Source organism: Meiothermus ruber DSM 1279 (assembly GCF_000024425.1).
In the GTDB taxonomy this organism is placed as follows: Bacteria; Deinococcota; Deinococci; order Deinococcales; family Thermaceae; genus Meiothermus; species Meiothermus ruber.
The window spans coordinates 2,740,156-2,764,496 of the sequence record NC_013946.1 but is presented as its reverse complement, the minus strand read 5'-3'; the positions used below and the strand labels follow the sequence as shown (position 1 = coordinate 2,764,496).

Genomic DNA, 24,341 nt, shown 5'->3' with positions numbered 1-24,341 from the left:
TCTGGATGTATAGCCACTGGTGATAGGAGGGGGTGATGGGACTAACTTTAGCGGAAAAAATCCTTTCTCGGCGAGCCGGCCGTCAGGTCGAGGCTGGTGAGTTGGTGGTGGTGGAGGTGGATCAGGTGATGGTGGTGGACTCCATTGCCGGGAGCTTTTTCAAGCGACTGGAGCAATTGGGCGCCACGCCGCGCTTCCCGGAAAAGGTCGCCATCGTGATTGACCATGTGGCCCCCGCCGCCAATGTGGAGGTGGCCAAGGCCCAGCAGGAAATTCGTGCCTGGGGCAAGCGGTATGGCTGCCGGGTGTTCGACGTGGGGCGGGGTATCTGCCACCAGGTGCTGGTGGAGGAGCGCCTGGCCTTGCCGGGGGGTATCGTGCTGGGCTCGGACAGCCACTCCACCACCTACGGCGGCATTGGGTGCTTTGGCAGCGGGATGGGGGCTACCGATATCGCGCTGGCCGCGGCCTCAGGGCGCACCTGGTTGCGCGTGCCGGAAACCGTCAAGGTTACCTTCCGGGGGCAGCTTGCACCGGGTGTGACCGCAAAGGATGCGGCCCTCGAGATGATTCGAGTGCTGACCGCCGATGGGGCTACCTACATGAGCATCGAGATGCACCTGGTGGAGGGGGCCGAGGCCCTGACCCGTAGCCAGCGCCTGACCCTGGCCAACCTCACCGTGGAGGCTGGGGCCAAGTGTGGGCTGGTGGTGCCCAGCGGGGAAATTCTGGACATGTATGAGGTGCCCGACTGGCTTTACCCCGACCCCGATGCGGTTTACGCGCGCGAGATCGAGATCGATCTGGCAGCCCTTACCCCCAGGGTCTCGGTGCCGTTTTATGTGGATAACGTGGAAGAAGTGGCAAAGGTGAGGGGTAAGAAGGTGGATCAGGTGTTTGTGGGCACCTGTACCAACGGACGGCTGGATGACCTGCACCAGGTGGCCGAAATTCTCAAAGGTCGCAAAGTGGCACCGGGGGTGCGGTTGCTGGTGATACCGGCCTCGTCGCAGGTGCTGGAGGAGGCCACCGCCGATGGCACCCTGCTCACCCTGTTGCAAGCCGGGGCCACGCTGGGCACCCCGGGTTGCGGGCCCTGCATGGGGCGGCACCAGGGCGTGCTGGCCCCCGGCGAGGTGTGCGTGAGCACCTCCAACCGCAACTTTAGAGGCCGGATGGGGGCGGCCGATGCCGAAATTTACCTGGCCTCGCCCCGGGTAGCTGCTGCTTCGGCGGTTGCTGGTTACATCACCACCCCGGAAGAGCTGGAGGTGTCCCGTGCCTAGGGTCTGGAAGTTTGGCGATGCCATCAACACCGACGACATCTTGCCCGGCAAGTACGCCCCTTTTATGGTGGGCGAGGATAAATTTCACACCTATGCTTTCGCCCACATACGCCCCGATTTTGCCTCCAACTACCGACCGGGCGATATTCTGGTTTGCGGCAAGAACACCGGCCTTGGCTCTTCGCGTGAGTATGCGCCAGAAGCCCTGCGTAAGCTGGGCCTGAAGGCCATTATTGCCAAAAGCTATGCCCGTATCTTCTACCGCAACCTGGTTAACCTGGGCATCATGCCCTTTGAGGCCCCGGAGGTGGTGGAAGCTTTGCAAGACGGCGATGAGGTGGAGCTGGACTTTGAGCAGGGCATACTGCGGCGCGGGGCCGAGACCTTCCGGCTCCGCCCACCCCCGGCCTTTCTGCTGGAAGCCCTCAAAGAGGGCAGCATCCTGGAGTACTACCGCAAGTATGGGCGGTTTCCCGGCGAAGGGCTTGAAGGGTAAACTGGGGCGGTTGAGGCCTTTATGGGAGATATAGAAGTGATCTGTCCGGTGTGCAACGAGCCCAACTACCTGCTCGCTGAAGACCTCGAGGAACTCACGTCCGATGATTACATCGAGTGCGAGTCCTGCGGGGCCTACCTGCAAATTCTCTCGACCGATCCGCTCGAGGTGGTGGTGATTGAGGATGGCGAGGAAGGCTTTTTCGTGGACTGCCCGGAGTGCGGCCTGACCTTCGAGGTGGATGGCAGCGAAGAAGAGGTGGTATGCCCGGAGTGTGGGCATCGTTTTACGCCGGACTGGTCGGAAATAGACGAGGAAGACGATCTGGACTAGCGACGAGGTGGAAGGAGCGATTATGACTGCCGAGTGTGTGGAATGTGGAAGCCCGATCGAACTGGAGAGCCCTGAGCTGGGGGAGCTGGTGGTCTGTGAGACCTGTGGTGCGGAGCTCGAGGTGGTGGGGCTGGAGCCCCTCAAGCTACAGACGGCCCCCGAGGAAGCGGAGGACTGGGGCGAGTAAATAGCACCCGGGAGCGGGCCCGCCGGCCTGCTCCCGACCCCTGATTTTTTATGCTGGCGATTCTGTACGACCGCATCCGCCCCGACGAGGAGATGCTCTTCAAGGCTGCCGAGGGGCTGGGCATTCCTTTCAAGAAAATCTACGCCAAGCAGATGCCCATGCGCCTGGGGGAACGCCCGCCGGAGCTCGAGGGCGTTACCTGTGCGGTGGAGCGCCTGGTCTCCCAGAGCAAGGGCCTGGCTGTTTCGCGCTACTTAAAAAGCCTGGGGATTCCGGTGGTGAACGCCCCGGAAGTGATCGAGGTGTGCGGTGACAAATGGGCCACAAGCTGTGCCCTGGAGGCCCATGGGGTGCCCCAGCCCCGAACCGCCCTGGCTACCGAGGCCGAGGAAGCCCTCAAGCTGATCGAGCAGATGGGCTACCCGGTGGTGATGAAGCCGGTGGTGGGGAGCTGGGGTCGCCTGCTCTCGCTGATCCGTGACCGCGATGCCGCCGAGACGGTGCTCGAGCACAAGGAGGTGCTGGGCGGTTACCAGCACCAGCTTTTCTACATACAGGAGCTGGTGGACAAAGGCGGCCGGGACATCCGGGCCTTTGTGGTGGGGGATACCTGCATTGGGGCCATCTACCGCTCCTCGACCCACTGGATTACCAACACCGCCCGCGGGGGCAAGGCCTCCAACTGCCCGGTAACGCCCGAGCTGGCCGAGCTGGCGGTCAGGGCGGCCCGGGCGGTGGGGGGTGGGGTGGTGGCCATCGACCTGTTCGAGTCGCCTCGAGGCCTGCTGGTCAACGAGGTCAACCACACCATGGAGTTCAAGAACTCGGTGAGCACCACCGGGGTGGACATCCCGGCCAGGATTCTGGAGTACGCCTGGAGCTTGCGACTGCGTTAGGCTATGAGCGAGAAAAAGACGGTTTCGATTGTGGGGGGTTCCGGCTACGCCGGGGGGGAGTTTCTGCGGCTGGCCCTGGGGCACCCGTACCTCGAGGTCAAACAGGTCACCTCGCGCCGTATGATGGGCGACCCGGTCACGCTGGTGCACCCCAACCTGCGGGGCCGCACCAACCTGAAGTTTGTAGACCCGGCCAGCCTCGAGCCCTGCGATATTCTGGTGCTTTCCATGCCGCACGGGGTGGCGGCCAAGGAGTTTGAGAAATACCAGCACCTGGCCCCCGTGATCGTGGATCTGTCGGCGGACTTTCGCCTGAAGAACCTGGATCTGTACAGGAAATACTACGGCGAAGACCACCCCCGCCCCGACCTTGTGGGCCAGTGGGTCTACGGCAACCCCGAGCTGTACCGCGAGGCCCTCAAAACCGCCAACTACATCGCCTGCTGCGGCTGCAACGCCACCGCCACCATCCTGGGCCTCTACCCCTTGCTGCAAGAGGGCCTGCTGGCCCCGGGGCCCATCTTCGCCACGGTGATGATCTCTACCAGCGCCGCCGGGGCCGAGCCCAGCCTGGCCTCGCACCACCCCGAACGCGCGGGCAGCATCCGGGCCTACAAGCCCACCGGCCACCGCCACACCGCCGAAATTCGCGAGAACCTGCCGGGCCAGCCCGAACTCCACCTGACCGCCATCGCCACCGACCGGGTGCGCGGCATCCTGATGACCGCCCAGACCTTTTTGCGCCAGGGCCTGAGCGAAAAAGAGGTCTGGGGGGCCTACCGCAAGGTGTATGGGGCGGAGCCTTTCATCCGCCTGGTGAAGCTTAAGAAGGGCATCCACCGCTACCCCGACCCCAACGTGGTGGAGGGCACCAACTACTGCGATGTGGGCTTCGAGCTGGAAGAGGATACCGGGCGGCTGGTGGTGATCTCGGCCATTGACAACCTGGTCAAGGGAACCGCGGGCCACGCCATCCAGAGCCTGAACGTGCGGATGGGCTGGCCCGAGACCGCGGGCCTCGAGTTCAGCGGGCTGCATCCGTAGGCTATGGTCGTCGTCGGCAGCACCAACCCGGCCAAGCTCGAGCCGGTGCGCCGGGTGTTTGCAGAGGTGTTTCCGGGCCTGGAGGTGCGCGGGGTGGAGGTGCCCAGCGGGGTGCGGGCCCAGCCGATTGGCTACCATGAAACCCTGCAGGGCGCCCTAAACCGGGCCCGGGCAGCCCTGGCCCAGCCCGGCGCAGCCTGGGGCCTGGGGCTGGAGGCTGGGGTGGAGTTCAATGGGCAGGGGAGCTGGCTCTTCAACATTGCGGTGATTCTGCGGGCCGATGGGCGGTGGGGCCTGGCCCGCGGGGGCTCGGTTTTGCTGCCGCCGCGGGTGGGGGAGCGCCTGCGAAGGGGCGAGGAGCTGGGCCCCATCATGGACGATCTGGTGGGAAAAAAAGACACCAAGAAGGGCAGCGGTGCGGTGGGCATCCTTACCCTTTCGCGCATCGAACGGATGGAGTTCTGGCGGCACACCCTCGAGCTGGCCCTGCCCCCTTTTCTGCGCCCGGAGCTTTATCCACTGGAGGGTGTGGCGTACCTGTTCCCCGACACCTAGGGAAAATCGGTATGATGGCGGGCTAGAGGTTGGGCGATGATTGTAGTCAAGGTAGGCGGTTCAGAAGGCATCAACTACGAGGCGGTGGCGAAGGACGCCGCTTCGCTCTGGAAGTCGGGCCAGAAGCTCATCCTGGTGCACGGGGGCAGCAGCGAGACCAACAAAATTGCCGAGGCCCTGGGCCATCCGCCGCAGTTTCTGACCCACCCCGGCGGCCTCACCAGCCGCCTCACCGACCGGAAGACCCTGGAAATTTTCGAGATGGTCTACTGCGGCCTGGTGAACAAGCGCATCGTGGAGCTGTTGCAGAAAGAGGGCGTCAATGCCGTGGGCCTTTCGGGGCTGGATGGGCGCATCTTCGAGGGCAAGCGCAAGGACGCGGTCAAGTACATCGAAAACGGCAAGATCAAGATTCACCGGGGCGACTACACGGGCTCGGTGGAAAAGGTGAACACGGCCCTGCTTACCCTGTTGCTGGAGGCGGGCTACCTGCCGGTGCTCACCCCGCCGGCGGTCTCGTACCAGGGCGAGGCCATCAACACCGACGGCGACACCGCAGCAGCCCTGCTGGCCACGGCCTTCAAAGCCGAAGCGCTGCTGCTCCTTTCCAACATTCCGGGCCTCCTGGCCAACTTCCCCGACGAGTCGAGCCTGATCCGCGAGATTCCGGCAGCCCGGGTGGGCGACCCCCAGTACATGAGCGTGGCCCAGGGGCGCATGAAGAAAAAAGTGCTGGGGGCGGTGGAGGCAGTGCAGGGTGGGGTGGGCCGGGTGGTGTTTGGGGATGCCCGCATCGAGCAGCCCATCTCGGCGGCGCTGGCGGGGGCCGGTACGGTGGTGCGGTAAGCTCCAGGCGGTACAATCGCCTCAATATGGAAAAGCTCATCTCCCGGCGCGACCTCGAGTTCCTGCTGTATGAAGTGCTGGAGGTGGAGGCCCTCACCCAGCGCGAGCGCTACCGCGACCACAGCCGCGAGACCTTCAAAGATATCCTGGACGTGGCCTACCGCATCGCGCTCGAGCACTTCGCCACCCACAACAAGAAAAACGACCAGGAAGAGCCCTGGTTCGACGGCGAGCGGGTGCACACCAACCCCGAGATCAAGGCGGCCCTCGAGGCCTACCGCCAGGCGGGCCTGTTTGCGGCCACGCACGACTACGCGCTGGGCGGCATTCAACTGCCCTACGTGATTGCCACGGCCTACGGCGCTTTGTTCAAGGCGGCCAACATCGCCACCGCCAGCTTTGCCCTGCTCACCGCGGGCAACGCCAACCTTCTGCGCAAATATGGCTCGCCGGCCCAGCAGAAAAAGTACCTGCTGCCCCAGCTCGAGGGCCGCTTTTTTGGCACCATGTGCCTCTCCGAGCCCCACGCCGGCTCCTCGCTCACCGACCTCCTGACCCGCGCCGAACCCCAGGCGGATGGCACCTACCGGCTCAACGGCTCCAAGATGTGGATTTCCGGGGGCGACCACGAGATTGCCGAGAACATCGTGCACCTGGTGCTGGCCAAGATTCCCGGAGGCCCCCCCGGCGTCAAGGGGATTTCGCTCTTCATCGTGCCCAAGTACCTGGTGCACGAGGATGGCCGCCTGGGGCCCCGCAACGGGGTGCGGGTGGCCGGCCTCAACCACAAGATGGGCTACCGGGGGATTCCCAACTGCTTGCTGAGCCTCGAGGACGCGGTGGGTGAGCTGGTGGGCGCGCCGCACCAGGGCCTGTCCTACATGTTCACCATGATGAACGAGGCCCGCATCGGGGTGGGCATGGGCGCGATGGCGCTGGCCTACACCGGCTACCTGCACGCGCTGGAATACGCCCAGACCCGCACCCAGGGCCGCCGCCTGCACGACAAGAACCCGGCCAGCCCCGCGGTTCCCATCATCCAGCACCCCGATGTGCGCCGCATGCTGATCATGCAAAAAGCCTACGCCGAGGGCTGCTTGCACCTGTGCCTGTATGCGGCCCGGCTGGTAGACGAGGAGCGTACCGCTCCCACCCCCGAGGCCGCCGAGCAGGCCCGTTTGCTGCTCGAGGTGCTCACCCCGGTGGTCAAGGCCTGGTCGAGCGAGCTGGGTATGCGGGCCAACGAGCTGGCTATTCAGGTGCACGGGGGCTACGGCTACACCCGCGACTACAACGTCGAGCAGTTCTACCGCGACAACCGCCTCAACGCCATTCACGAGGGCACCAACGGCATCCAGGCCCTCGACCTGCTGGCGCGCAAGGTGGGGATGCAGAGAGGGCAGGGCTTCCGGCTGTGGGCGCAGGAGGTCGAACGAACCATCCAGGCCAGCCGGGACACCGAGGCCCTGCGGCCTTACGCCGAAGCCCTCGAGCAGGCCCTGCAGACCACCACCGAGGTCACCCAGCACCTGCTGAACAAGGCGGCCCAGGGGGCGGTGGAGCGGGCTTTTGCCAACTCGTTTGCCTATCTGGAACTCTTCGGCACGGTGACGCTGGCCTGGCTGTGGCTGGAGCAGGCGCGCAAAGCGTTGGGAAAGGAAGGGGCTTTCTACCGGGGTAAGCTCGAGGCCGCCCGCTACTTTTTCCTCTACGAGCTCGACAAGGTGCCGCTGCTGGCCGCGAGGCTGATGCGCCTGGACGATGTGTTTTTGTACCCCGAGCAGGACTGGCTGGTGGCAGATTGATTCGGGATAAACAGGTATCCTGTGGGTGGCTTGCCGGGGGCTGGCCTTGCTGCGGCCAGCGCGCGACTTTCCCGGCGGCCCAAAGCAGTTCCGTGCCCACAGGTGGCGCGAATACAAGGCCTGCAGAGGCCATCTTTTGAATCCTGGAGACTGGCTTTGGGCTCAATTGGCTGTTTATGCCAAGGCCGATTGAGAATTTCCCCATCTTTGGGTGACGAATATGCGTTGGAATAGCGGTATGGTGCGCTGGTGGATGGTGTTGGTGGTACTCTGGTGCGCGGCCTATGCACAAACACCCCCTGCGATGCTTCCGGCCTCTAAGCTGGGGCTGAGCGTGACCCAGGAGAACGGGGCCACCACCTTTCACAAGGATGGGCTGAGTTTTACCTATGTGGAGGGCCTGGGCTGGATCCCCCCATTGGAAGCCGGCCTGCCCCCGCCCCAGGGGGCCATGCTGCCGGTAGAGGTAGTCCGGGCGGTGGGCCTGGTGGCGGCGCCGGAAGCCGGGGTGCGCTACTCGGCCAGCGCCAACCGCCTGCGCCTGGTCTTCGATCTGCCCGAGGGCGACGCGGTGCAGCCCACGCCCTCCAGCCTGGCCCCGTACCCGGGCTCCCTCGAGCTGAGCCTGCCCTACTTCGCCCCGGGCCTCGAGGCGGTGCGGCCTGCCGGGGTGGGGGTAGAGGCCCGCTACGAGCTGCAAAGCACCCTGCTCAGGCTGCAAGCCCCGCCGGGCCGCTTCTACCGCTACCGCACTTTTTTGCTTTCCAACCCCAGCCGCTATGTGCTGGATGTCTACTACCTCGAGCCCGAGCGCCAGGAGACCCTTATGCCGGGCTTCCGCTACCGCGAAGTGTGGGCCTGGACGCCCGAGCCGGTGCGCATGTACTGGCTCGAGGCCGCGCCCGGTAGCTGGCGCATGGAGCCGGTGGGCCGCCCCGGTGAGCGCAAGGTGTTGCCGGAGATGGCCCCTGGGGCCCTGGCCATCCTGAACGGGGGCTACTTCGATGGCCGAACCGGAACGCCCATTGGCCTCTGGGTGCGCGGGGGGGTGCCTCTGAGCTTTCCCTACGGGCGCAGCGCGCTGTTCTGGCAGGATGGGAGTATATTCGCCGGACGGCCGCAGTTTGCGGCCTCGGTGCAGCTCATGGATGGGCGCAGCGTTCGGGTGGGGGTCAACCTCAACCGAGCGAAATACACCGCGCACACCCTGGCCGGGCCGGTGGGGCGCCCGGGAGAGAACGTGCACATCGTGCAGGGCGACCGGATTGTTGCTACCTACCCTGCCCCGCACGAACTGCCTGAGGGCTACTGGGCGCTCACCTTTCCTGCCGAAGCCCCCATCGCCCGCACCGGCGAGACCCTGCGGCTGATGATCAGCCTCGAGCCCCCAACCAACTACGCGCTCGAGGCCGGCCCTTTGCTCATCCAAAGCGGGGCCAACGTCTTCGACCCCAACGCCGAGCCCTTCCGCGACCGCGCCCCGGTAGAGGCGGTGGCGGCCCAGTCGGTGGTGGCCTGGTCACAGGAGGGGGCGCTCTACTTTATCGTGACCGAGCCCATGCGCCCCGAGGCGCTGGCCCGGGTGCTGCAGGAGCAGGGCTTCTGGGGAGCCATCCGCATGGATGGAGGCGGCTCGGCCCAGCTCTGGGTGCAGGGGCGTTTGCGCAATCCGGGCAATGGCCTGCTGGGGGTGCGCCCGGTGGTGAACGGGCTGGCGCTGTACCCCAAGCCATAGAGCAGCTTTCGGCTCCCACCGGTGGCCTGGTCTGGGTTTGGTAATCCCTTCTTGTGCCACCTGAAGCGTCGCCTCCACCCCGGTCGCATCAAGTTTTGCCATCGGTCGGGGTGCGTAACCTCACGCACCGGCCCTGAATCACCCCCTTGCCCCCAAAACCTGTAGGATAGAAGCAAATGGGACTGGTCATCGTGGCCAACCGAGCCCCTTTCCGCCTTACCCCAGAAGGCCTAGCCCCCGCGGTGGGCGGCCTGGCTTCCGCCCTCTTACCGGTTCTCGAGGCCCGGGGAGGCGTCTGGGTAGCCGCCCGGGAAGAAGGGGAAAAGGCCCTCACCCTAAGGCCCCGGGAAAGCGCCATCCGCTTGGTACAGGTCACCTTACCCCAAAAGGAGTGGCAGGGGTTTTACGGGGGGTTTGCCAACCGAATCCTCTGGCCCCTATGCCACTACTTCCTGGAGAAAGTTGAGCTTAAGCGGGACTACTTCCAAGACTACGTTCGGGCCAACCAACGCTTTGCCAGCAAGGTGACCGAACTGCTCCAACCCGAAGACGTGGTGTTTATACAGGACTACCACCTCATGCTCCTGCCCAAGCTCCTGCGGGAGCGTGTTCCAAACCCCATAGGGTTCTTCTTCCACATCCCCTGGCCCTCCAGCGGGGTGTTCCGCGTCCTGCCCTGGGGGAAAGCTCTGGTGGAAGGCCTCTTAGGTGCTGACCTCATCGGGTTCCATACTTCGGAGTACGCGGAAAACTTCCTCAGAACCGCCGCCCACTACGGCTTCCCCATAGAGGGCAACCGGGTTCGGTGGGGGGACCGCTGGATTCGGGTAGAGGTTCACCCCCTAGGCATAGACACCGCCCGCTTCCGGGAGCTGGTTCGGGACAAAAGGGTCCAAGAGCACGCCCAAGCGTTGAAGCACCTCGCAGGCAAGCGGCTCATCCTTGGAGTAGACCGCTTGGACTACACCAAGGGCATTCTGGAAAGGCTTTTGGCCTACGAACGGTTCCTGCGTACCCACCCCCACTGGCGGGGCAAGGTGACCCTATTCCAGATCGCCACCCCTACCCGCACCAGCGTGGCGGAATACCGGGAGCTCAAACGCCAGGTGGACGAGGTGGTGGGGCGGATCATGGGAAGCTTCCTGCGGGAGGACTGGATCCCCTTGCGGTACTTCTACCAGGCCTTTCCCCCAGAGGAGCTGGTGGCCTTCTACCTAGCGGCGGACGTCGCGCTCATCACCCCTTTGCGGGACGGCATGAACCTGGTGGCCCTGGAGTACGCCTACACCTCGGAAGAAGGGATACTCATCCTATCCAACCTGGCGGGGGCGGCCGAATACCTCAGAGAAGCCCTCTTGGTCAACCCCTATGACCTCGAGGGCATCGGGGCCGCCCTGGATCAGGCCCTGCGCACCCCTAAGGGGGCGCGCCAGGAAAGGCTTCAGGCCCTTTGGGATCGCATAGACGGCCTGGACGTAAAGCGGTGGGCGGAGGGCTTTCTCCATTCGTTGGCGGAGGGGAGATGAGGGCGGAAAACCCGGTGTTCTTCCTGGACTACGATGGGACGCTGGCCCCCATCGCCCCCAGGCCCGAGGAGGCCTTCCCTTACCCTGAGGCCCCCAGGGTGCTGGAGGCCTTGCGGGCCCGCTTCCCGGTCTACGTGATCACCGGGCGCCGGGTGCGGGATCTGGAGGCCCTCCTCCCCCTTTCCGGCCTCCCAGTGGTAGGAGGGCACGGGGCAGAGGAGGGCATCCTAGGAGGAGAAGTCCGCTCCCTGCTCTCTGTGGATCTCTCCCCCCTACGGCAACGCCTCCTCCCCTGCGAAGGGGTGCAGCTAGAGGACAAGGGCTTTGCCCTCGCGTTCCACTACCGGGGAGCCCGAGACCAAGAGGGAGTGAAAGCCTGCCTCCGGCGGTGGCTTGAAGAGGTGAAGGGGCTTCTCCAGGCCTTAGACCTCGAGGCCCTTTGGGGCAAGAAGGTTCTGGAGATCAAGCCTAAGGGGGCGGAGAAGGGCCGGGCGGTTCTCCGCCTGCTGGAGCGCCACCCCGGCCACACCCCCGTCTGCATCGGGGACGACGCCACGGACGAGACGGCCTTTCGCGCCCTTCAGGGCCGGGGCCTGACCCTTAAAGTGGGGCCCGGGCCCACCGCCGCGGCAGGGCGCCTGGCGGATGTGGACGAGGTTCTGGCCTACTTGAAAACTTACCTCTGACCCCCTAGCTTTAGGGTGTGGATCCTCTTTGGTACAAGGACGCAGTCATCTACCAGCTCCACGTCCGCTCCTTCTACGATGCCAACGACGACGGCTACGGGGACTTTGAGGGCCTAAGGCAGAAGCTCCCCTACCTCGAGGCCCTCGGGGTGAACACCCTGTGGCTCATGCCCTTCTTCCAATCTCCCTTACGGGACGACGGGTACGACATCTCCGACTACTACCAGATCCTCCCGGTACACGGAAGCCTGGAGGACTTCAAGCGCTTTTTGGACGAGGCCCACGAGATGGGGCTCAGGGTCATCGTGGAGCTGGTGCTGAACCACACCTCCATAGACCACCCCTGGTTCCAGGAAGCCCGCAAACCCGGAAGCCCCATGCGGGACTGGTACGTCTGGAGCGACACCCCGGAGAAGTATAAGGGGGTGCGGGTCATCTTCCAGGACTTTGAAACCTCCAACTGGACCTTTGACCCCGTGGCCGGGGCCTACTACTGGCACCGCTTCTACCACCACCAGCCGGATCTCAACTGGGACAACCCCGAGGTGGAAAAGGCCATGCAGGAGGTGATGTTCTTCTGGGCTGACCTGGGGGTGGACGGCTTCCGGCTGGACGCCATCCCTTACCTGTACGAGCGGGAGGGCACCTCCTGCGAGAACCTCCCGGAGACCATCGCCGCGGTAAAGCGCCTGCGGGCCGCCCTGGAGAAGCGCTACGGCCCGGGAAAAATCCTCCTGGCGGAGGCCAACATGTGGCCGGAAGAAACCCTCCCCTACTTCGGGGAAGGAGACGGGGTTCACATGGCCTACAACTTCCCCCTTATGCCCCGCATCTTCATGGCCCTGCGCCGGGAGGATCGGCGGCCCATTGAGGCCATGCTCCAGGAAACGGAGGGCATCCCCGAAAGCGCCCAGTGGGCGCTTTTCCTCCGCAACCACGACGAGCTCACCCTGGAAAAGGTAACGGAAGAGGAGCGGGAGTTCCTCTGGGAGATCTACGCCCCCGATCCCCGCTTCCGCATCAACCTGGGCATCCGCCGCCGCCTAATGCCCCTTCTTGGGGGAGATCGCCGACGCTACGAGCTGCTGCAGGCCCTGCTCCTCACCCTTAAGGGCTCCCCCATCCTCTACTACGGGGACGAAATCGGCATGGGGGACAACCCCTTCCTAGGGGACCGCAACGGGGTGCGCACCCCCATGCAGTGGTACGCCGACCGCAACGCCGGGTTCTCCCGGGCACCCTACCACCGGCTCTTCCTGCCCCCGGTCAGCGAAGGGCCTTACAGCTACCACTTCGTCAACGTGGAAGCCCAGCAGGATAACCCCCACTCCCTGCTCAACTTTAACCGGCGGCTTTTGGCCCTGAGGAAGCGGTACGCCCAGGTCTTCGGCCAGGGGACGCTCACCCTCTTACCCGTGGAAAACCGGCGGATCCTGGCCTACCTCCGCACCTACGGAGAAGAACGCCTTTTAGTTGTGGCCAACCTCAGCCGCTACACCCAAGCCTTCCACCTCCCCTTGGAGGCGTTCCAGGGCTTAGTGCCCATAGAGCTCTTTTCCCAAAACCCCTTCCCCCCGGTAACCCAGCCCCTTTACCCCATGACCCTGGGCCCTCACGGCTTCACCCTTTTCGCCCTCGCCCTTCCGGAAACCATCCGCGTCTCTGCCCCGGATTGGGCCGAAGAGGTCACCCCCGAAATGCTCCCCCAGGTTCCCATGGAGGAAGGCCTCGAGTCCCTCTTCGTGGAGACCATGGCGGACGAAAGGGCCAGGGCTGCCTTCCTAAAGGCCCTGGTTCAGTGGCTGGGGGAGCGAAGCTGGTTGGCCCTGAAACCCCAGCGGGGGGAGCTTTACGATGCTTTGCGGTTCCAGAAAACGTCCCCCCTCTACCTCACCCTCCTCCAGCTGGAACACCACGGCCGCACCCTGGTCTTCCTCCCCCTGGCCTGGGACGCCGAGGAACGCGAGAGCTCGGGGGCCTTCGCCCGCACCCGGCCTCGAGAGGGCTACCTCTACGAGCTCTCCCAAGACGCGGGGTTTTACGCCCTCCTGCTCCGCCGGCTCAAGGAGGGCTTCCAGGGCAGGAGCCTTAAGGCCTACTACCGAGGGGAGCACCGGGGGCCCGTCCCCGAGGAGCTCACCCTGCTGCGGCCCGGCCTGGCCGCGGGCGATGGGGTCTGGCTCCAGCTGGGGCTGGTTCAGGACGGGGGGCTGAACCGCACCCTCGAGACCCTGCCCCGGCTGGATCTGCCTTGGATCCTGCCCCCAGAGGGGCAGCTGGTTTGGGAACGCGGGAGGGAACGCCGGGTCCTGGCCCTCACGGGACCCCTCCCGGAAGGAAAGCCGCAGGAGGCTTTCGCCCTGGTCCAGACCCTAGCCGCCGAGGGTCTGGCCCGCCTGCGGGGGCAGCGCCTCGAGGAGGGAGGGGCTGGGCTTCTGGTGGAAGCCCTAAGGGAGCTGGAAAGCCTGGCCCGGCTCCTTGGAGTCCGCCTGGCCCTCCTGCACCAGCGCCTTAAGCAGGTGGAGGGGGAGGGGGAAGGGGTGCCCCTGCTGGGGCGGGGCCTGGGGGCTTTTCTGGAGGTCTCGGGGGAGCTTTACCTCCTGGCCCTGGGGCCCCGGGGCTGGGGAAGCCCCCTGGAGGACCTGGCGCGGATGGCCTACGACTTGGAGCGGGCCGTGGAATTAGCCTGGGAGAGCTTGGGAGAAGAGGAGGAGGGCATGAGCCAGGCCGTGGGGGCGTTCGTGGTGGAGGCCCTGCTCGGCGCCTACCAGGACACCGTCCCGGAGCCCCTAGACCTAGAGGCTTGGCCGGGTGTCATGGCCTCCTGGGCCGAGGTTCAGCTCCAGCGGGAGGAACGATCCATCCGCCTGCGCATCCTCCGCCGGTGGAAGGAACGGGCCGCTAGCCCTTGACGGGCGCCTTGGGGGTGAACTGGGCCTCCTCGGGGGAGGAGGCGGAGGGCTGAGGCATCAGGGGTGCCAGGATAGCCCATTCCTGGTCGGTCAGATCGCTGGGGTAGCGGCTTTCTCTGAGTTCCATGCGTGACTATAGCATGAGGGAGGGTATTAAGACAGTCTCTTATAAGCTGGGGGTGGGGCCTGCAGTTGGGTTCTCGGCATTTTCTCACATCAGCACTTTAAGCTCAGTAAGCCCCCTATCTGAAGTTGCGCTGACCCGGTTCATGCAGTATAGAGCACAGCTTTTAGGGGGTGTCCCGTTCCGAATCTTGAGCTGACCCGAACAGGAGGTTTTATGAACATTGCAATTCTTTGTCACGCCAGCGCAGGGGGTTCGGGTGTGGTGGCGACCGAGCTGGCCCTGGCCTTGGCCGGGCTGGGGCATAACGTGCATCTGGTGGCTACCGAACGGCCCTTCCGCCTGACTGAAGAACGCCTCAACCAGCTCGGCCTGAGCAGCAACCTGCGCTCGATGGGCCAGAACCCGGTGGGTGGGCTGGGCCGCATTTTTCAGGCCTCCAAACAGAGCGTTGCCCGCTGGCTGGGTCTTCTCAAAAAGCCGTTGCGGGCTGGCTCCCTTAACTTCCATCAGGTGCTGAGCGCCGACTACCCCTTGTTCCAGGAGCCGCTCACCCCCCTGACGGCGGCTAACTCTATTGCCGAGCTCATCGAACGCTTCAAAATCGATCTGGTGCACGCCCACTACGCTATTCCACATGCGACGAGCGCTATTCTGGCCCGTGAGATGGGGCTGGAGATCAAGGTGGTTACCACCCTGCACGGTACCGATGTCACCCTGGTGGGGCGTGAGCCGGCTTTTGCCAAGACCACCCAGCACGCGGTGCGCAGCTCGGACGCAGTAACGGCGGTCTCCCGCGCGCTGGCTGAGGAGGCCCGCGCCCAGTTGGGGGTGGAGCGCGAGATTGAGGTGATCTACAACTGGGTGGATCCGGAGCGCTTCCAGCCCAACAAAGACCCGGCCTACCGGGCCCGCTTTGCCCAGCCCGAGGAGGCCATCGTGCTGCATGTTTCCAACTTTCGCGCAGTTAAGCGGCCTTTGGATGCGCTGCGGGTGTTTGCTGGCATCCTCGAGCAGATGCCGGCCCGTATGTTGATGATCGGGGATGGACCGCTGCGCCAGGAGTGCATGGAGCTGGCCGACGAGCTGGAGATCGCCGGACGGGTGCAGTTTTTGGAATCCACGCCCAGCATCGAGAAGTTCATGAGTGTGGCCGATCTTTTGCTGGTGCCTTCTGAGCAGGAATCCTTCGGTCTGGTGGCCCTGGAAGCCATGGCTAGTGGGGTGCCGGTGGTGGCCAGCCGGGTGGGCGGGCTGCCCGAGCTGATTGAAGAGGGTAAAACCGGTTTCCTGCGGCCTATGGGGGATATACCGGCGATGCTCGAGGCCAGCCTGGAAATCCTTACCAACCGAGCCCGCCGCCGCGCTATGGGCGAGGCGGCCCGTGCACGGGCCATCGAGCACTTCCGACCCGAGGTGGTGCTGCCCCGGTACCTCGAGGTCTACGAGCGAACCCTCGAGCGGAACCTGGCCGATGCCTGATCTTCATGGGCCGGGAGATTGAGCGTAAATTCCTGGTGCGTTCGCCGGAGTGGAAAACCGGCGCGGCGGGCGTGCTGTACCGCCAGGGCTACCTGTGCCGCCAGGAGGCCCGCACTGTGCGGGTGCGTATAGCCGGCGGGCAGGCCTACCTGACCATCAAGGGCCAGGCCCAGGGGGTGACCCGCCTTGAGTACGAGTACCCCATCCCGCTGGCCGAGGCCCAGGAGCTGTTGGAGCACCTTTGCCTGAAGCCCCTGATCGAGAAAACCCGTTACTGCATCGAATTTCGGGGGCGGGTCTGGGAGGTGGACGAGTTCGCCGGGGAGAACCAGGGGTTGGTGGTGGCCGAGGTAGAGCTCGAGTCGCCCGACCAGCCCCTCGAGCTGCCCGACTGGGTGGGGGAGGAGGTAACCCACGACCCCCGCTACCTCAACGCCAGCCTGGTGGAGCATCCGTTCTCGAGGTGGGGGCAGCGGCCTTTACCGGGCTTGTGAGTCCAGGTGGGCTGGAGGCCTCGGGGGTGTGGGCGCTTAGCGATACAATCACCGCATGGCAGTTCGCTTTGAAGACATCCAGGCCGCCCGTGCGGTCATTCGCAAGGTTATCGCCTCCACGCCCACCCTACCCGACCCGCTTACCTCCGACGAGCTGGGGGCGCGGGTCTTTGTCAAGGCGGAGTGTTTGCAGCGCGGCGGCTCCTTCAAGATTCGCGGAGCCTATCACAAAATTGCCGCCCTCACCCCCGAGGAAAAGGCCCGTGGGGTGATCGCCCCTTCAGCGGGCAACCACGCCCAGGGGGTGGCGTTGGCGGCCTCGCTCCAGGGCATCCGCTCCACCATTGTGATGCCCCAGCACGCCCCCCTCACCAAGGTGGTGGCGACCCGCCGCCTGGGGGCTGAGGTGGTGCTCCACGGGGCCAGCTTCGACGACGCGGTGGCCCATGCCCACGAGCTTCAAGAGCAGCACGGCTACACCTATGTGCACGCCTTCAACGATGAAAAAATTATCGCTGGACAGGGCACCATCGGCCTCGAGCTGCTCGAGGCCCTGCCCGACCTGGACGTGCTGGTGGTGCCCATCGGTGGGGGTGGGCTGATTGGGGGGATCGCCCTGGCAGTCAAGCACCTGCGCCCGCAAGTCCAGATCGTGGGGGTGCAGGCGGCGGGCTGTGCGCCGGTCAACCCCTCGCTCAGAGCCGGGCATCCGGTGAGCGTGCCGGTGGCCCAGACCATCGCCGACGGCATTGCGGTCAAACGTCCAGGCGAGCTAACCCTCCCCCTCATCCAGCAGTACGTAGACCAGGTGCTCGAGGTCACCGACGACGAGATCGCCCGCGGCATCGTGCACTGCGCCCAGCATCTCAAGCTGGTGGTGGAAGGGGCCGGGGCTGCCGGGATGGGGGCCATCCTGGCCGGCAAGGTGCCGGTGCGGCCCGGTCAGACCGTCGCCACGGTGCTGTGCGGAGGCAACATCGACGGCAACCTGCTTTCCCGGGTAATCGAGCAGGTGATGGTGCGGCAGGGCCGCTACCTGTTGCTCAAGCTGGCGGTGGTGGATCGTCCGGGGGCGCTGGCGCGGGTGGTGGATCACGTAGCAGCCGCCGGGGCCAACATCATTGATATCTTCCACCGCCGAGCCCTCTGGCTGGCCCCGCTGGGCAAGGTGGGGGTAGAGCTGGTGCTGGAGGTGCGCGACGCCGAGCACGGTAAAGAGGTGATGGCGAGGCTCGAGCAGGCCGGCTACCACCCCGAGCGGGAACGGGTGGGGGAGTGGCCGGATTAAGAGCTGGGTTTGCCCGCCAATTCGAACAGACGGCCCTGCCGGATGGTGGTTCGTGATTCCCCCCGCATGGTTGCCACAATGCTCTCGCCGATGGCTTTACCCAGGCCCACTGGAACGGCGTTGCCAATTTGTCGATAGCGATCTGCCATTGAGCCACAAAACAGCCAATTGTCGGGAAAACCTTGCAGCCGGGCTGCTTCGCGGACGCTGATGGGCCGTAGCTCGGAGGGGTGGCACATGTCGGTAGCTTTTTGTGCAGGGCTTGTAGTGACGGTAGGGGCCGGCTTGTCCCAGGCCAGCCGGCGATAGAAGCCCACTTTTCCACCCCCAGAGGTAAACGCCCCACCCATGGCTTCGGGCCAAAGCTCCGGAGGCAGATCGCGCCAGTTGCCCCCCTCAGGAACCGGGCGCAAAAAACGTAACCGCGACTCGGGGTAAGGTGGATACTCTGGAGATGGGTCGTCTAAACCATCCCAGGCCTCGCGTACTGTGCGCCAGCGGGGTAAGTGCAGACCATCTTTGTGGTGGGTAGGTTGGGGCAGGGCAATAGGCTCGTGGTCTCGACTACCAATAATAATCACTCGCTCGCGCACCTGAGGCACACCATAGTCGGCCGCATTGAGCAGGCCGTACACATAGGAATAACCAAGGCGATCAAACTCCGCGAGGATGACCTGAAAGGCTGAGCCGGGAAGCTCATCGGGCTCGTAAGGAGGAGCTCCTTTTCCCCGCTCCTTGATGGGGCGGTGGCGAATGGCCGCGGACAGTAAACCCCGCACATTCTCCATCACAAAGAAGCGGGGCCGCACCCCCTCGATAAGACGAACGAAGTCTCGAAATAGGCTCCCTCGAGGATCCTGTATAGCCGCCCGGCGCCCTGCTGTGCTGAAGGGTTGACAGGGGGGCCACCGGAAATGAGGGTAACCTCGCCTATGCGCAGGCCAGCGGCCTCGAGCAGCATCTCTGCGGTTACCTGCGTTACGTCCTCAAAAATGGCTGCTGTGCGACCAAGGCGCCTGAGATTGTGCTGAATGGTTTGGCGAGCTATCGGGTCTAGCTCAACCAAAACCTGCGTAATGAAACCTGTCTGCTCCAAGCCCAGATCCAGACCCATCGCCCCGGAGAACAGAGAAATATGCGATAGGTTACGCACGACTCTATTGTAGGCTATTTGCGTAAGCTTCAATATAGCGATGAAAGCCTTCTTCGCTTAAGATTACTTAACGGGGAAACTGGGCCAATTGGTTTTGCCCGTTTTCGAATTGATGCGATGCCACTTCTTGATGGAAGTACCCTGGCGGATAGCAGAAGAAGAGCTATTTTCGCTGTTGTCTCGATTCTTGACCTGCAGCGCAGTACTGAGGTCGCCAGACAGGAAGTCAACCGAACGCACGGTATTGCCAGCGCACCATACCCAGCCCTGCGGCTCAAGCTGCTCGGCGATGTAGCGTTCGAGCAGCAGGCCTAGCAGGTTTTCCGCCGCCATCGACTGGCGGTGATGCTCTGACACAACCGATAGATCGCTTAGACCGATAAATGCCTGGAGAATCACGTCCACAGCGGGATCAGGGGTGGTTCCAACAGCGCGAAATTCCAGGCGTTGCTCTCGAGCCCCATAATAGCGCGTAATGTAAAGCTTCAAATAAGTGGGCAAATCCTCGCCTTCCGGGCTTAGCCTGCCGATCTTGGGGAAAGCCCCGTGATCTACGCAGTAGCGCAGAATGACATTGAGACGGTCATCCCAGGGCCTGCTAAGGGATCGGACGACGTTGTGAGCAGCCTCCAACAAGCCTTCAAAATTCATCCACCAATACTAAACGCTCACTGGCTCTCCGTGTAAATGGTTTTCCACAGGTTGATTCGCAATTCCAAAGTCCTCGGCAATCAGCCGGGCGGTCATCTTGGCCGACATCATCACGCTGGGGGTGCCAGCCCCTGGCTGCACGCCCGCGCCCACCAGGTAGAGGTTGGCGATGTCCTCGCTGCGGTTGTGGGGCCGGAAGTAGGCTGACTGCGCCAGGATGGGCTCGGGCCCAAAGGCGTTACCCAGGTAGCTGTTCAGGGTGTGCTCGAAGTAGTCGGGGGTGATAAAGCTCTTGTGCACCAGACGCTCCATCAGGCCCGGCAAGTAGCCGCGCTCGTCCAGGAAGCGGAGCACCTTGTTCACAAAGGGCTCGCCCAGCAGATCCCAGTCCAGTCCGCTACCGTTGTGGGGCACTGGAATCAGGGTGTAGGCGGCGTGGTGGCCGGGCGGGGCCAGGCTGGGGTCGGTGAGGGTGGGGATGTGCAGGTACTGGCTGAAGTCCTTGGCCAGCACCTTACGCCCGAAGATGTCGCGCAGCAACTCCTCGTAGCGCGGCCCCAGGATGATGTTGTGGTGCCGCAGCTTCTGCCCTTCGGTGCCGTCGGCTTTGAAGCCAAAATAGATCACCACCAGCGACATGCTCTGGGGCCGTTTCTTCACGATGAGGTCGGAGTTCCAGAAGCGGTACTGGGGCTCGATTAGCTTCAGGTAGGTGTGGGCGTAGTCGGCGTTGGAGACCACAATATCGGCGTGCAGCACGCTGCCGTCGGCCAGGGTGATGCCCTTGGCGATTTTCTTTCGGCCCTCCCGCACCACGTTAATCTTCTTGACCTCGGCGTTGTAGCGCATCTTGCCGCCCAGCTCCTCGAACTTTTGCACGAAAGCCCGCACCAGAGCCCCGGTACCTCCCAGGGCGAAATGGATGCCCCAGGTCTTCTCCACGAAGTGAATCATGGCGTAGATGGCCGGCACGCTGAGGGGGTTGCCCCCGATCAGCAGGGTCTCGAAGCTGAAGACCTGGCGCAGCTTGGGCGACTTGAAGTACTTGCTGGCGAAGCTGAACAGGGTGCGCACCGCGTCCAGCCGCAGCAGGTCGGGCACCACCCGCAGCATGGTGCCCAGGTCGCCGAAGTGGGTGTAGCCGAGCTCGAGGAACCCCCGCTGAAAAATGGCCCTGGCATCGGCGTGGAAGCGCTCGTAGCCCTCGAGGTCGCCCGGCTCGCCCAGCTCCCTGACCTGGCGGCGGGTGTTCTCGGGGTCGCCGTCGTAGTCGAAGAAGGTGCCGTCGTCGAAGTAGATGCGATAAAAAGGCAGAATGGGGACGATCTGCACGTACTTGCTGGTGTTGGGCCCGCCCGAGAGGCCGCTCTTGATGCGCTTGTCCTCGCCCTGCACCTCGGGGGGAAAATCGGGCAGGTGCAGGTGGGGTTTCCCGCGCTCGAGGCTAAACAACTCCTCGATGAAGTGCGGCACGGTGATAACGGTGGGCCCCATGTCGAAGGTGAAGCCGTCCACCTGCCGCACGTAGGCCCGCCCGCCGGGGCCGTCCAGTTTTTCTACAATGGTGGTATCGAAGCCCAGGCTTTGCAGGCGAAGGCCCATGGCCAGGCCCCCAATACCCGATCCAATCACAATGGCCGTTCTCGTCATATCAAGGCCAAGGATACCCCCAGGGGTCAGGGGCATTTTTCGGTGGAACTACATTTTGCGGAGATAATCGAACCTCCCAGATTATTTCTGGTGACGGCAACAGGCCTTGGGATTTATGCTAGGCAGCATGAAAGCCATTCAGGTGCAGCGCGCAGGCGGCCCCGAGGTTCTGGAACTTACCGACCTTCCCAAACCCAGCCCTGGCCCTGGGCAGGTGCTCATCCGGGTCGAGGCCGCGGGGCTCAACTTCGCCGATATCCTCTACGTGGCTGGTGAGTACCTGGTGCGCACCCGCTACCCCACGGTGCCGGGCATGGAGTTCGCAGGGGTTATCGAGGCCCTGGGCGAGGGGGTGGAGGGCTTACAGCCAGGGGTGCGGGTGGCGGCCCTGGGGGGCAGCGGCGCTTTTGCCGAGTATGCGGTGGTGCCAGTCCGTTCGGTGCTGCCGCTGCCGCCCCAGATGAGCGCAGCCGAGGCCGCGGCCTTTCCGGTCTCCTACTTCACCGCCTACTTTGCCCTGAGAACCCAGGCCCGGGCCCAGCCCGGCGAATGGGTGCTTATCCAGGCGGCCGCCGGTGCGCTGGGTACGGCCTCCATTCAGATTGCCAAGCAGATGGGCTTGCGGGTAATTGCCCTGGCTAGCAGCGAGGAAAAGCTGGCCCTGTGCCGCCGCCTGGGGGCCGATGTGACCCTGCTCAACACCCAGGACAACCTGCTCGAGGCTGTCAGGAACGCCACCGAGGGCAAAGGGGTGGACATCCTGATGGAGGTGGTGGGGGGCGCGGGCTTCGCCCAGAGCCTCAAGATGCTGGCCTACAGGGGCCGCTTGCTGGTAATCGGTTCGGCCTCGCGCGAGATGGCCCAGATGCACCCGGTGGGCCTGATGAAGGGCAACCAGAGCGTGATTGGGGTCTGGCTCACCCCGTTCCTGAGCGACCCCGCCGAGATGCAGGCCGCTGTGGATTTTCTGATGCCCCTGGTGGCCTCGGGCCAGGTTCGGCCGGTGGTGGGGGAGCGCTTTAAGCTGGAAGAGGCGGCCGAGGCCTTCCGGTTTGTGTTGAGCCGCAAGAACACCGGGAAGGTGATTCTGCAGCCATGAACAGCGCCGATGTGGTGGTGGTGGGCCTGGGTGCGATGGGCAGTGCTGCGCTGTACCAGCTTGCCCGGCGCGGGGCCCGGGTGATCGGCCTGGATCAGCACAGGCCCCCACATACCTACGGTTCCAGCCATGGCGAGACCCGCATCACCCGGCAGGCCATTGGGGAGGGGGCAGCGTACGTGCCGCTGGTGCTGCGCTCGCACCAGATCTGGCGGGAACTCGAGACCCAGAGCGGGGCCTCGCTTTTTCTGGCCTGCGGGGGCCTGATTCTAAGCAGCCCGGTGGGCGAGGCCCTGCACCACGGCAAGCCACAGTTTTTGCAGCGCACCATCCAGGCCGCCCGGCAGTTTGGGATTCCCCACGAGGTGCTGGACGCGGCCCAGATCGAGGCGCGCTTTCCCCAGTTTGGCCTGAAGGGCGACGAGACCGGCTACTACGAGCCGGGGGCCGGGCTGCTCTACCCCGAGCGCTGCATACAGGTTCAGCTCGAGCTGGCCCAGCGCCTGGGCGCCGGGGTGCACACGGGCGAAAGGGTGCAGCGGCTCATCCCCCAGGCCGATGGGGTACAGGTCGAGACCGATAAGAACCGCTACACCGCAGCCAAAGCAGTGGTAAGCGCAGGGGCCTGGGCAGCCGACCTGCTGGGCGAGCCCTTTAAGCGGGTGCTCCGGGTCTACCGGCAGGTGTTGTTCTGGCTCGAGGCCCAGGATCCCCAGGCCTACGCACCGGGGCGGTTTCCCATTTTCATCTGGATGTTTGGCAGCGGCGAGGGCGAGCACTTTTACGGCTTTCCCCAGGTTGTGCAAGGGGTGAAGGTGGCCACCGAGCAGTCGCGGGTATCCACCCACCCCGATCGGGTCGAGCGCGCGGTGCTCGAGGCCGAGGTGCAGGCTTTCCTCGAGGGCTACGTGCAGGGCCGGTTGAAAGGGCTGGGCCCCGCCTGCCTCAAAAGCGCCACCTGCTTGTATACCTCCACTGCCGATGGCGACTTCATCCTCGACCACCACCCCGACGCCGAGCGCATCCTGGTGGCCTCGCCCTGTTCGGGCCACGGTTTTAAGCATTCAGCAGCGGTGGGGGAGATCATGGCCGAACTGGCCCTGGAGGGGCAAAGCGCCCTGGACATAGCCCCCTTCCGCCTGGGCCACAGGCCGCCATGGGCTCAGGCTTAGAGCTTCAGGGGGTGTGGCGAGGTATCACCGCCTGGCCTGTGCTTCGACCCGCTTATCGCCAAACAAAAAACGCATCATCTCGGGAAAACGCCGCGCCCAATGGCTTTCGTTGTGCACGCCCTCCGGGTCTTCCAGATAAAGATAATCCTGGCCAGGCTGCCAGCCTTTTTGCAATAGCAGGCGGTGCATGCGCCGCACCCCTTCCAGATAGCGGCGGCTGCTCACGTGCGAGAGGGTGAGCTCGCGGAAGCCCACATCCATGTAGAGCCTGCCGGGCACCTGGGGGGCTTTTTCCACAAAGCTGTAGATGGCCCCATCGGCAAACCAGAATGCGGGGCTCACCACCCCGGCAATGCCAAAAACCTCGGGGTGCAGGTAATAGGCACACAAGCTGATAAAGCCCCCCATCGAAGAACCCATCACGCCGGTGTGCTCGCGGCCTGGCAGGGTGCGGAACTCATCGTCGATGAAGGGCTTAACGGTCTCGATTAGGAACTTGAGGTACTTCTCGCCCTTGCCGCCGCCGTGCTGGGGGTCGTGGAAGGGGCTGTATTCGTTGAGGCGCTCCACCCCCATGTTGGGAATGCCCACCACAATGGCTTCTAGCCCTTCTCGAGCCAGCACCTCCATGCTTTCGTCCACCCGCCACTCGCCCACATAGCTGGTGGCCTCGTCGAAGAGGTTCTGCCCATCGTGCATATAGAGCACCGGGTAGCGGCGGCTGCTTTTGCGGTAGGAAGGCGGCAGGTAGACCAGAATGTCGCGCTTGTTGCCCAGTTGTGGGCTGCGCAAGTCCTCATAAACCAGCACCTCCCCCACCACGGTGTGGCCGGGGCCGGTGGGGTGGGGTTTCCAGGTTTGTGCCTGAGCGAGATAGCCCATTGGCGTATTGTACGGGCTTACCACCAAAAGTCGAGCCCA

22 protein-coding genes and 1 pseudogene are annotated in these 24,341 nt (G+C 64.3%); 18 read left to right on the top strand and 5 right to left on the bottom strand.

Annotation, left to right across the window (positions count from 1 at the left end; all coding sequences use genetic code 11):
* Positions 1 to 35: 35 nt before the first annotated feature.
* The 13 genes from MRUB_RS13700 to treS all read left to right on the top strand — a co-directional run bounded on the left by MRUB_RS13700 (position 36) and on the right by treS (position 14,307).
* Entirely contained in the window at positions 36 to 1,286 is a 1,251-nt protein-coding gene (locus MRUB_RS13700) for a 3-isopropylmalate dehydratase large subunit (protein ID WP_013014974.1), read from the top strand.
* Entirely contained in the window at positions 1,279 to 1,782 is a 504-nt protein-coding gene (locus tag MRUB_RS13695; protein ID WP_013014973.1) for a LeuD/DmdB family oxidoreductase small subunit, read from the top strand. Before MRUB_RS13700 ends, MRUB_RS13695 begins: the two co-directional genes overlap by 8 nt.
* 21 nt (positions 1,783 to 1,803) lie before the next feature.
* A complete protein-coding gene (locus MRUB_RS13690) occupies positions 1,804 to 2,115 on the top strand; it encodes a hypothetical protein (RefSeq protein WP_013014972.1) in 312 nt (103 codons plus the stop codon).
* 22 nt (positions 2,116 to 2,137) lie between these two features.
* On the top strand, positions 2,138 to 2,302 hold the full coding sequence (lysW, locus tag MRUB_RS13685; protein WP_013014971.1) for a lysine biosynthesis protein LysW: 165 nt from the start codon (positions 2,138 to 2,140) through the stop codon (positions 2,300 to 2,302).
* 50 nt (positions 2,303 to 2,352) lie between these two features.
* The gene (gene lysX / locus MRUB_RS13680; RefSeq protein ID WP_013014970.1) at positions 2,353 to 3,198 is read left to right on the top strand and encodes a lysine biosynthesis protein LysX; all 846 of its coding nucleotides are present in this window, start codon (positions 2,353 to 2,355) and stop codon (positions 3,196 to 3,198) included.
* 3 nt (positions 3,199 to 3,201) lie between these two features.
* Entirely contained in the window at positions 3,202 to 4,242 is a 1,041-nt protein-coding gene (argC, locus tag MRUB_RS13675; RefSeq protein ID WP_013014969.1) for an N-acetyl-gamma-glutamyl-phosphate reductase, read from the top strand.
* 3 nt (positions 4,243 to 4,245) lie between these two features.
* On the top strand, positions 4,246 to 4,797 hold the full coding sequence (gene yjjX, locus MRUB_RS13670; protein ID WP_013014968.1) for an inosine/xanthosine triphosphatase: 552 nt from the start codon (positions 4,246 to 4,248) through the stop codon (positions 4,795 to 4,797).
* Between the two features lie 36 nt (positions 4,798 to 4,833).
* Positions 4,834 to 5,643, top strand: a complete 810-nt coding sequence (locus MRUB_RS13665) for a [LysW]-aminoadipate kinase (RefSeq protein ID WP_013014967.1) — start codon at positions 4,834 to 4,836, stop codon at positions 5,641 to 5,643.
* A 26-nt stretch (positions 5,644 to 5,669) separates the two neighbouring features.
* Positions 5,670 to 7,448 carry an acyl-CoA dehydrogenase gene (locus MRUB_RS13660; RefSeq protein WP_013014966.1) on the top strand — a complete coding sequence of 593 codons (1,779 nt, stop codon included), beginning with the start codon at positions 5,670 to 5,672 and terminating at the stop codon, positions 7,446 to 7,448.
* A gap of 304 nt (positions 7,449 to 7,752) precedes the next feature.
* The gene (locus MRUB_RS13655) at positions 7,753 to 9,183 is read left to right on the top strand and encodes a phosphodiester glycosidase family protein (RefSeq protein WP_013014965.1); all 1,431 of its coding nucleotides are present in this window, start codon (positions 7,753 to 7,755) and stop codon (positions 9,181 to 9,183) included.
* Between the two features lie 176 nt (positions 9,184 to 9,359).
* Positions 9,360 to 10,709 carry an alpha,alpha-trehalose-phosphate synthase (UDP-forming) gene (locus MRUB_RS13650; RefSeq protein WP_013014964.1) on the top strand — a complete coding sequence of 450 codons (1,350 nt, stop codon included), beginning with the start codon at positions 9,360 to 9,362 and terminating at the stop codon, positions 10,707 to 10,709.
* Complete coding sequence (otsB, locus tag MRUB_RS13645; protein ID WP_013014963.1) at positions 10,706 to 11,395, top strand: trehalose-phosphatase; 690 nt, start codon at positions 10,706 to 10,708, stop codon at positions 11,393 to 11,395. Before MRUB_RS13650 ends, otsB begins: the two co-directional genes overlap by 4 nt.
* A 17-nt stretch (positions 11,396 to 11,412) precedes the next feature.
* On the top strand, positions 11,413 to 14,307 hold the full coding sequence (gene treS / locus MRUB_RS13640; RefSeq protein ID WP_013014962.1) for a maltose alpha-D-glucosyltransferase: 2,895 nt from the start codon (positions 11,413 to 11,415) through the stop codon (positions 14,305 to 14,307).
* On the opposite strand, the gene MRUB_RS15835 is transcribed toward treS, so the two are convergent.
* Positions 14,297 to 14,434: a hypothetical protein gene (locus MRUB_RS15835; RefSeq protein WP_015586683.1), complete on the bottom strand. Its 138-nt coding sequence runs from the start codon at positions 14,432 to 14,434 to the stop codon at positions 14,297 to 14,299. The genes treS and MRUB_RS15835 overlap by 11 nt on opposite strands.
* 213 nt (positions 14,435 to 14,647) lie before the next feature.
* On the opposite strand from MRUB_RS15835, the gene bshA reads away from it, so the two are divergent.
* Genes bshA through ilvA form a run of 3 tightly spaced genes read left to right on the top strand, consistent with a single transcriptional unit; the run spans position 14,648 to position 17,695 of the window.
* Positions 14,648 to 15,913, top strand: coding sequence for an N-acetyl-alpha-D-glucosaminyl L-malate synthase BshA (bshA, locus tag MRUB_RS13635; RefSeq protein WP_013014961.1), 1,266 nt, complete (start codon positions 14,648 to 14,650; stop codon positions 15,911 to 15,913).
* Positions 15,914 to 15,918: 5 nt separating this feature from the next.
* On the top strand, positions 15,919 to 16,407 hold the full coding sequence (locus MRUB_RS13630; protein ID WP_013014960.1) for a CYTH domain-containing protein: 489 nt from the start codon (positions 15,919 to 15,921) through the stop codon (positions 16,405 to 16,407).
* A gap of 55 nt (positions 16,408 to 16,462) precedes the next feature.
* Positions 16,463 to 17,695 (top strand): threonine ammonia-lyase, encoded by a 1,233-nt coding sequence (gene ilvA, locus MRUB_RS13625; protein ID WP_013014959.1) that lies wholly within the window; start codon positions 16,463 to 16,465, stop codon positions 17,693 to 17,695.
* On the opposite strand, the pseudogene MRUB_RS13620 reads toward ilvA, so the two are convergent.
* The 3 genes and pseudogenes from MRUB_RS13620 to crtI form a co-directional block, all read right to left on the bottom strand.
* Positions 17,692 to 18,809: pseudogene (locus tag MRUB_RS13620) on the bottom strand (DNA cytosine methyltransferase). The gene ilvA and the pseudogene MRUB_RS13620 overlap by 4 nt on opposite strands.
* 102 nt (positions 18,810 to 18,911) lie before the next feature.
* Positions 18,912 to 19,499, bottom strand: coding sequence for a SinI family restriction endonuclease (locus MRUB_RS13615; RefSeq protein ID WP_013014958.1), 588 nt, complete (start codon positions 19,497 to 19,499; stop codon positions 18,912 to 18,914).
* A gap of 9 nt (positions 19,500 to 19,508) precedes the next feature.
* Complete coding sequence (gene crtI, locus MRUB_RS13610; protein WP_013014957.1) at positions 19,509 to 21,149, bottom strand: phytoene desaturase family protein; 1,641 nt, start codon at positions 21,147 to 21,149, stop codon at positions 19,509 to 19,511.
* Positions 21,150 to 21,276: 127 nt separating this feature from the next.
* On the opposite strand from crtI, the gene MRUB_RS13605 reads away from it, so the two are divergent.
* Both MRUB_RS13605 and solA read left to right on the top strand, forming a co-directional pair.
* On the top strand, positions 21,277 to 22,248 hold the full coding sequence (locus tag MRUB_RS13605; RefSeq protein WP_015586686.1) for an NADPH:quinone oxidoreductase family protein: 972 nt from the start codon (positions 21,277 to 21,279) through the stop codon (positions 22,246 to 22,248).
* The gene (gene solA, locus MRUB_RS13600; protein ID WP_013014955.1) at positions 22,245 to 23,420 is read left to right on the top strand and encodes an N-methyl-L-tryptophan oxidase; all 1,176 of its coding nucleotides are present in this window, start codon (positions 22,245 to 22,247) and stop codon (positions 23,418 to 23,420) included. The genes MRUB_RS13605 and solA overlap by 4 nt, the downstream gene beginning before the upstream one ends.
* Positions 23,421 to 23,444: 24 nt before the next feature.
* On the opposite strand, the gene MRUB_RS13595 is transcribed toward solA, so the two are convergent.
* Positions 23,445 to 24,302 carry an alpha/beta hydrolase gene (locus tag MRUB_RS13595; protein WP_013014954.1) on the bottom strand — a complete coding sequence of 286 codons (858 nt, stop codon included), beginning with the start codon at positions 24,300 to 24,302 and terminating at the stop codon, positions 23,445 to 23,447.
* Positions 24,303 to 24,341 lie beyond the last annotated feature (39 nt).

Bases quoted from the DNA above. Each gene is read 5' to 3' on its own strand.
- MRUB_RS13700 (WP_013014974.1), top strand. From the start codon at position 36: ATGGGACTAACTTTAGCGGAAAAAATCCTTTCTCGGCGAGCCGGCCGT.
- MRUB_RS13690 (WP_013014972.1), top strand. From the start codon at position 1,804: ATGGGAGATATAGAAGTGATCTGTCCGGTGTGCAACGAGCCCAACTAC.
- lysW (WP_013014971.1), top strand. From the start codon at position 2,138: ATGACTGCCGAGTGTGTGGAATGTGGAAGCCCGATCGAACTGGAGAGC.
- lysX (WP_013014970.1), top strand. From the start codon at position 2,353: ATGCTGGCGATTCTGTACGACCGCATCCGCCCCGACGAGGAGATGCTC.
- argC (WP_013014969.1), top strand. From the start codon at position 3,202: ATGAGCGAGAAAAAGACGGTTTCGATTGTGGGGGGTTCCGGCTACGCC.
- yjjX (WP_013014968.1), top strand. From the start codon at position 4,246: ATGGTCGTCGTCGGCAGCACCAACCCGGCCAAGCTCGAGCCGGTGCGC.
- MRUB_RS13665 (WP_013014967.1), top strand. From the start codon at position 4,834: ATGATTGTAGTCAAGGTAGGCGGTTCAGAAGGCATCAACTACGAGGCG.
- MRUB_RS13660 (WP_013014966.1), top strand. From the start codon at position 5,670: ATGGAAAAGCTCATCTCCCGGCGCGACCTCGAGTTCCTGCTGTATGAA.
- MRUB_RS13655 (WP_013014965.1), top strand. From the start codon at position 7,753: ATGCTTCCGGCCTCTAAGCTGGGGCTGAGCGTGACCCAGGAGAACGGG.
- MRUB_RS13650 (WP_013014964.1), top strand. From the start codon at position 9,360: ATGGGACTGGTCATCGTGGCCAACCGAGCCCCTTTCCGCCTTACCCCA.
- otsB (WP_013014963.1), top strand. From the start codon at position 10,706: ATGAGGGCGGAAAACCCGGTGTTCTTCCTGGACTACGATGGGACGCTG.
- MRUB_RS15835 (WP_015586683.1), bottom strand. From the start codon at position 14,434: ATGGAACTCAGAGAAAGCCGCTACCCCAGCGATCTGACCGACCAGGAA.
- bshA (WP_013014961.1), top strand. From the start codon at position 14,648: ATGAACATTGCAATTCTTTGTCACGCCAGCGCAGGGGGTTCGGGTGTG.
- MRUB_RS13630 (WP_013014960.1), top strand. From the start codon at position 15,919: ATGGGCCGGGAGATTGAGCGTAAATTCCTGGTGCGTTCGCCGGAGTGG.
- ilvA (WP_013014959.1), top strand. From the start codon at position 16,463: ATGGCAGTTCGCTTTGAAGACATCCAGGCCGCCCGTGCGGTCATTCGC.
- MRUB_RS13615 (WP_013014958.1), bottom strand. From the start codon at position 19,499: ATGAATTTTGAAGGCTTGTTGGAGGCTGCTCACAACGTCGTCCGATCC.
- crtI (WP_013014957.1), bottom strand. From the start codon at position 21,149: ATGACGAGAACGGCCATTGTGATTGGATCGGGTATTGGGGGCCTGGCC.
- MRUB_RS13605 (WP_015586686.1), top strand. From the start codon at position 21,277: ATGAAAGCCATTCAGGTGCAGCGCGCAGGCGGCCCCGAGGTTCTGGAA.
- solA (WP_013014955.1), top strand. From the start codon at position 22,245: ATGAACAGCGCCGATGTGGTGGTGGTGGGCCTGGGTGCGATGGGCAGT.
- MRUB_RS13595 (WP_013014954.1), bottom strand. From the start codon at position 24,302: ATGGGCTATCTCGCTCAGGCACAAACCTGGAAACCCCACCCCACCGGC.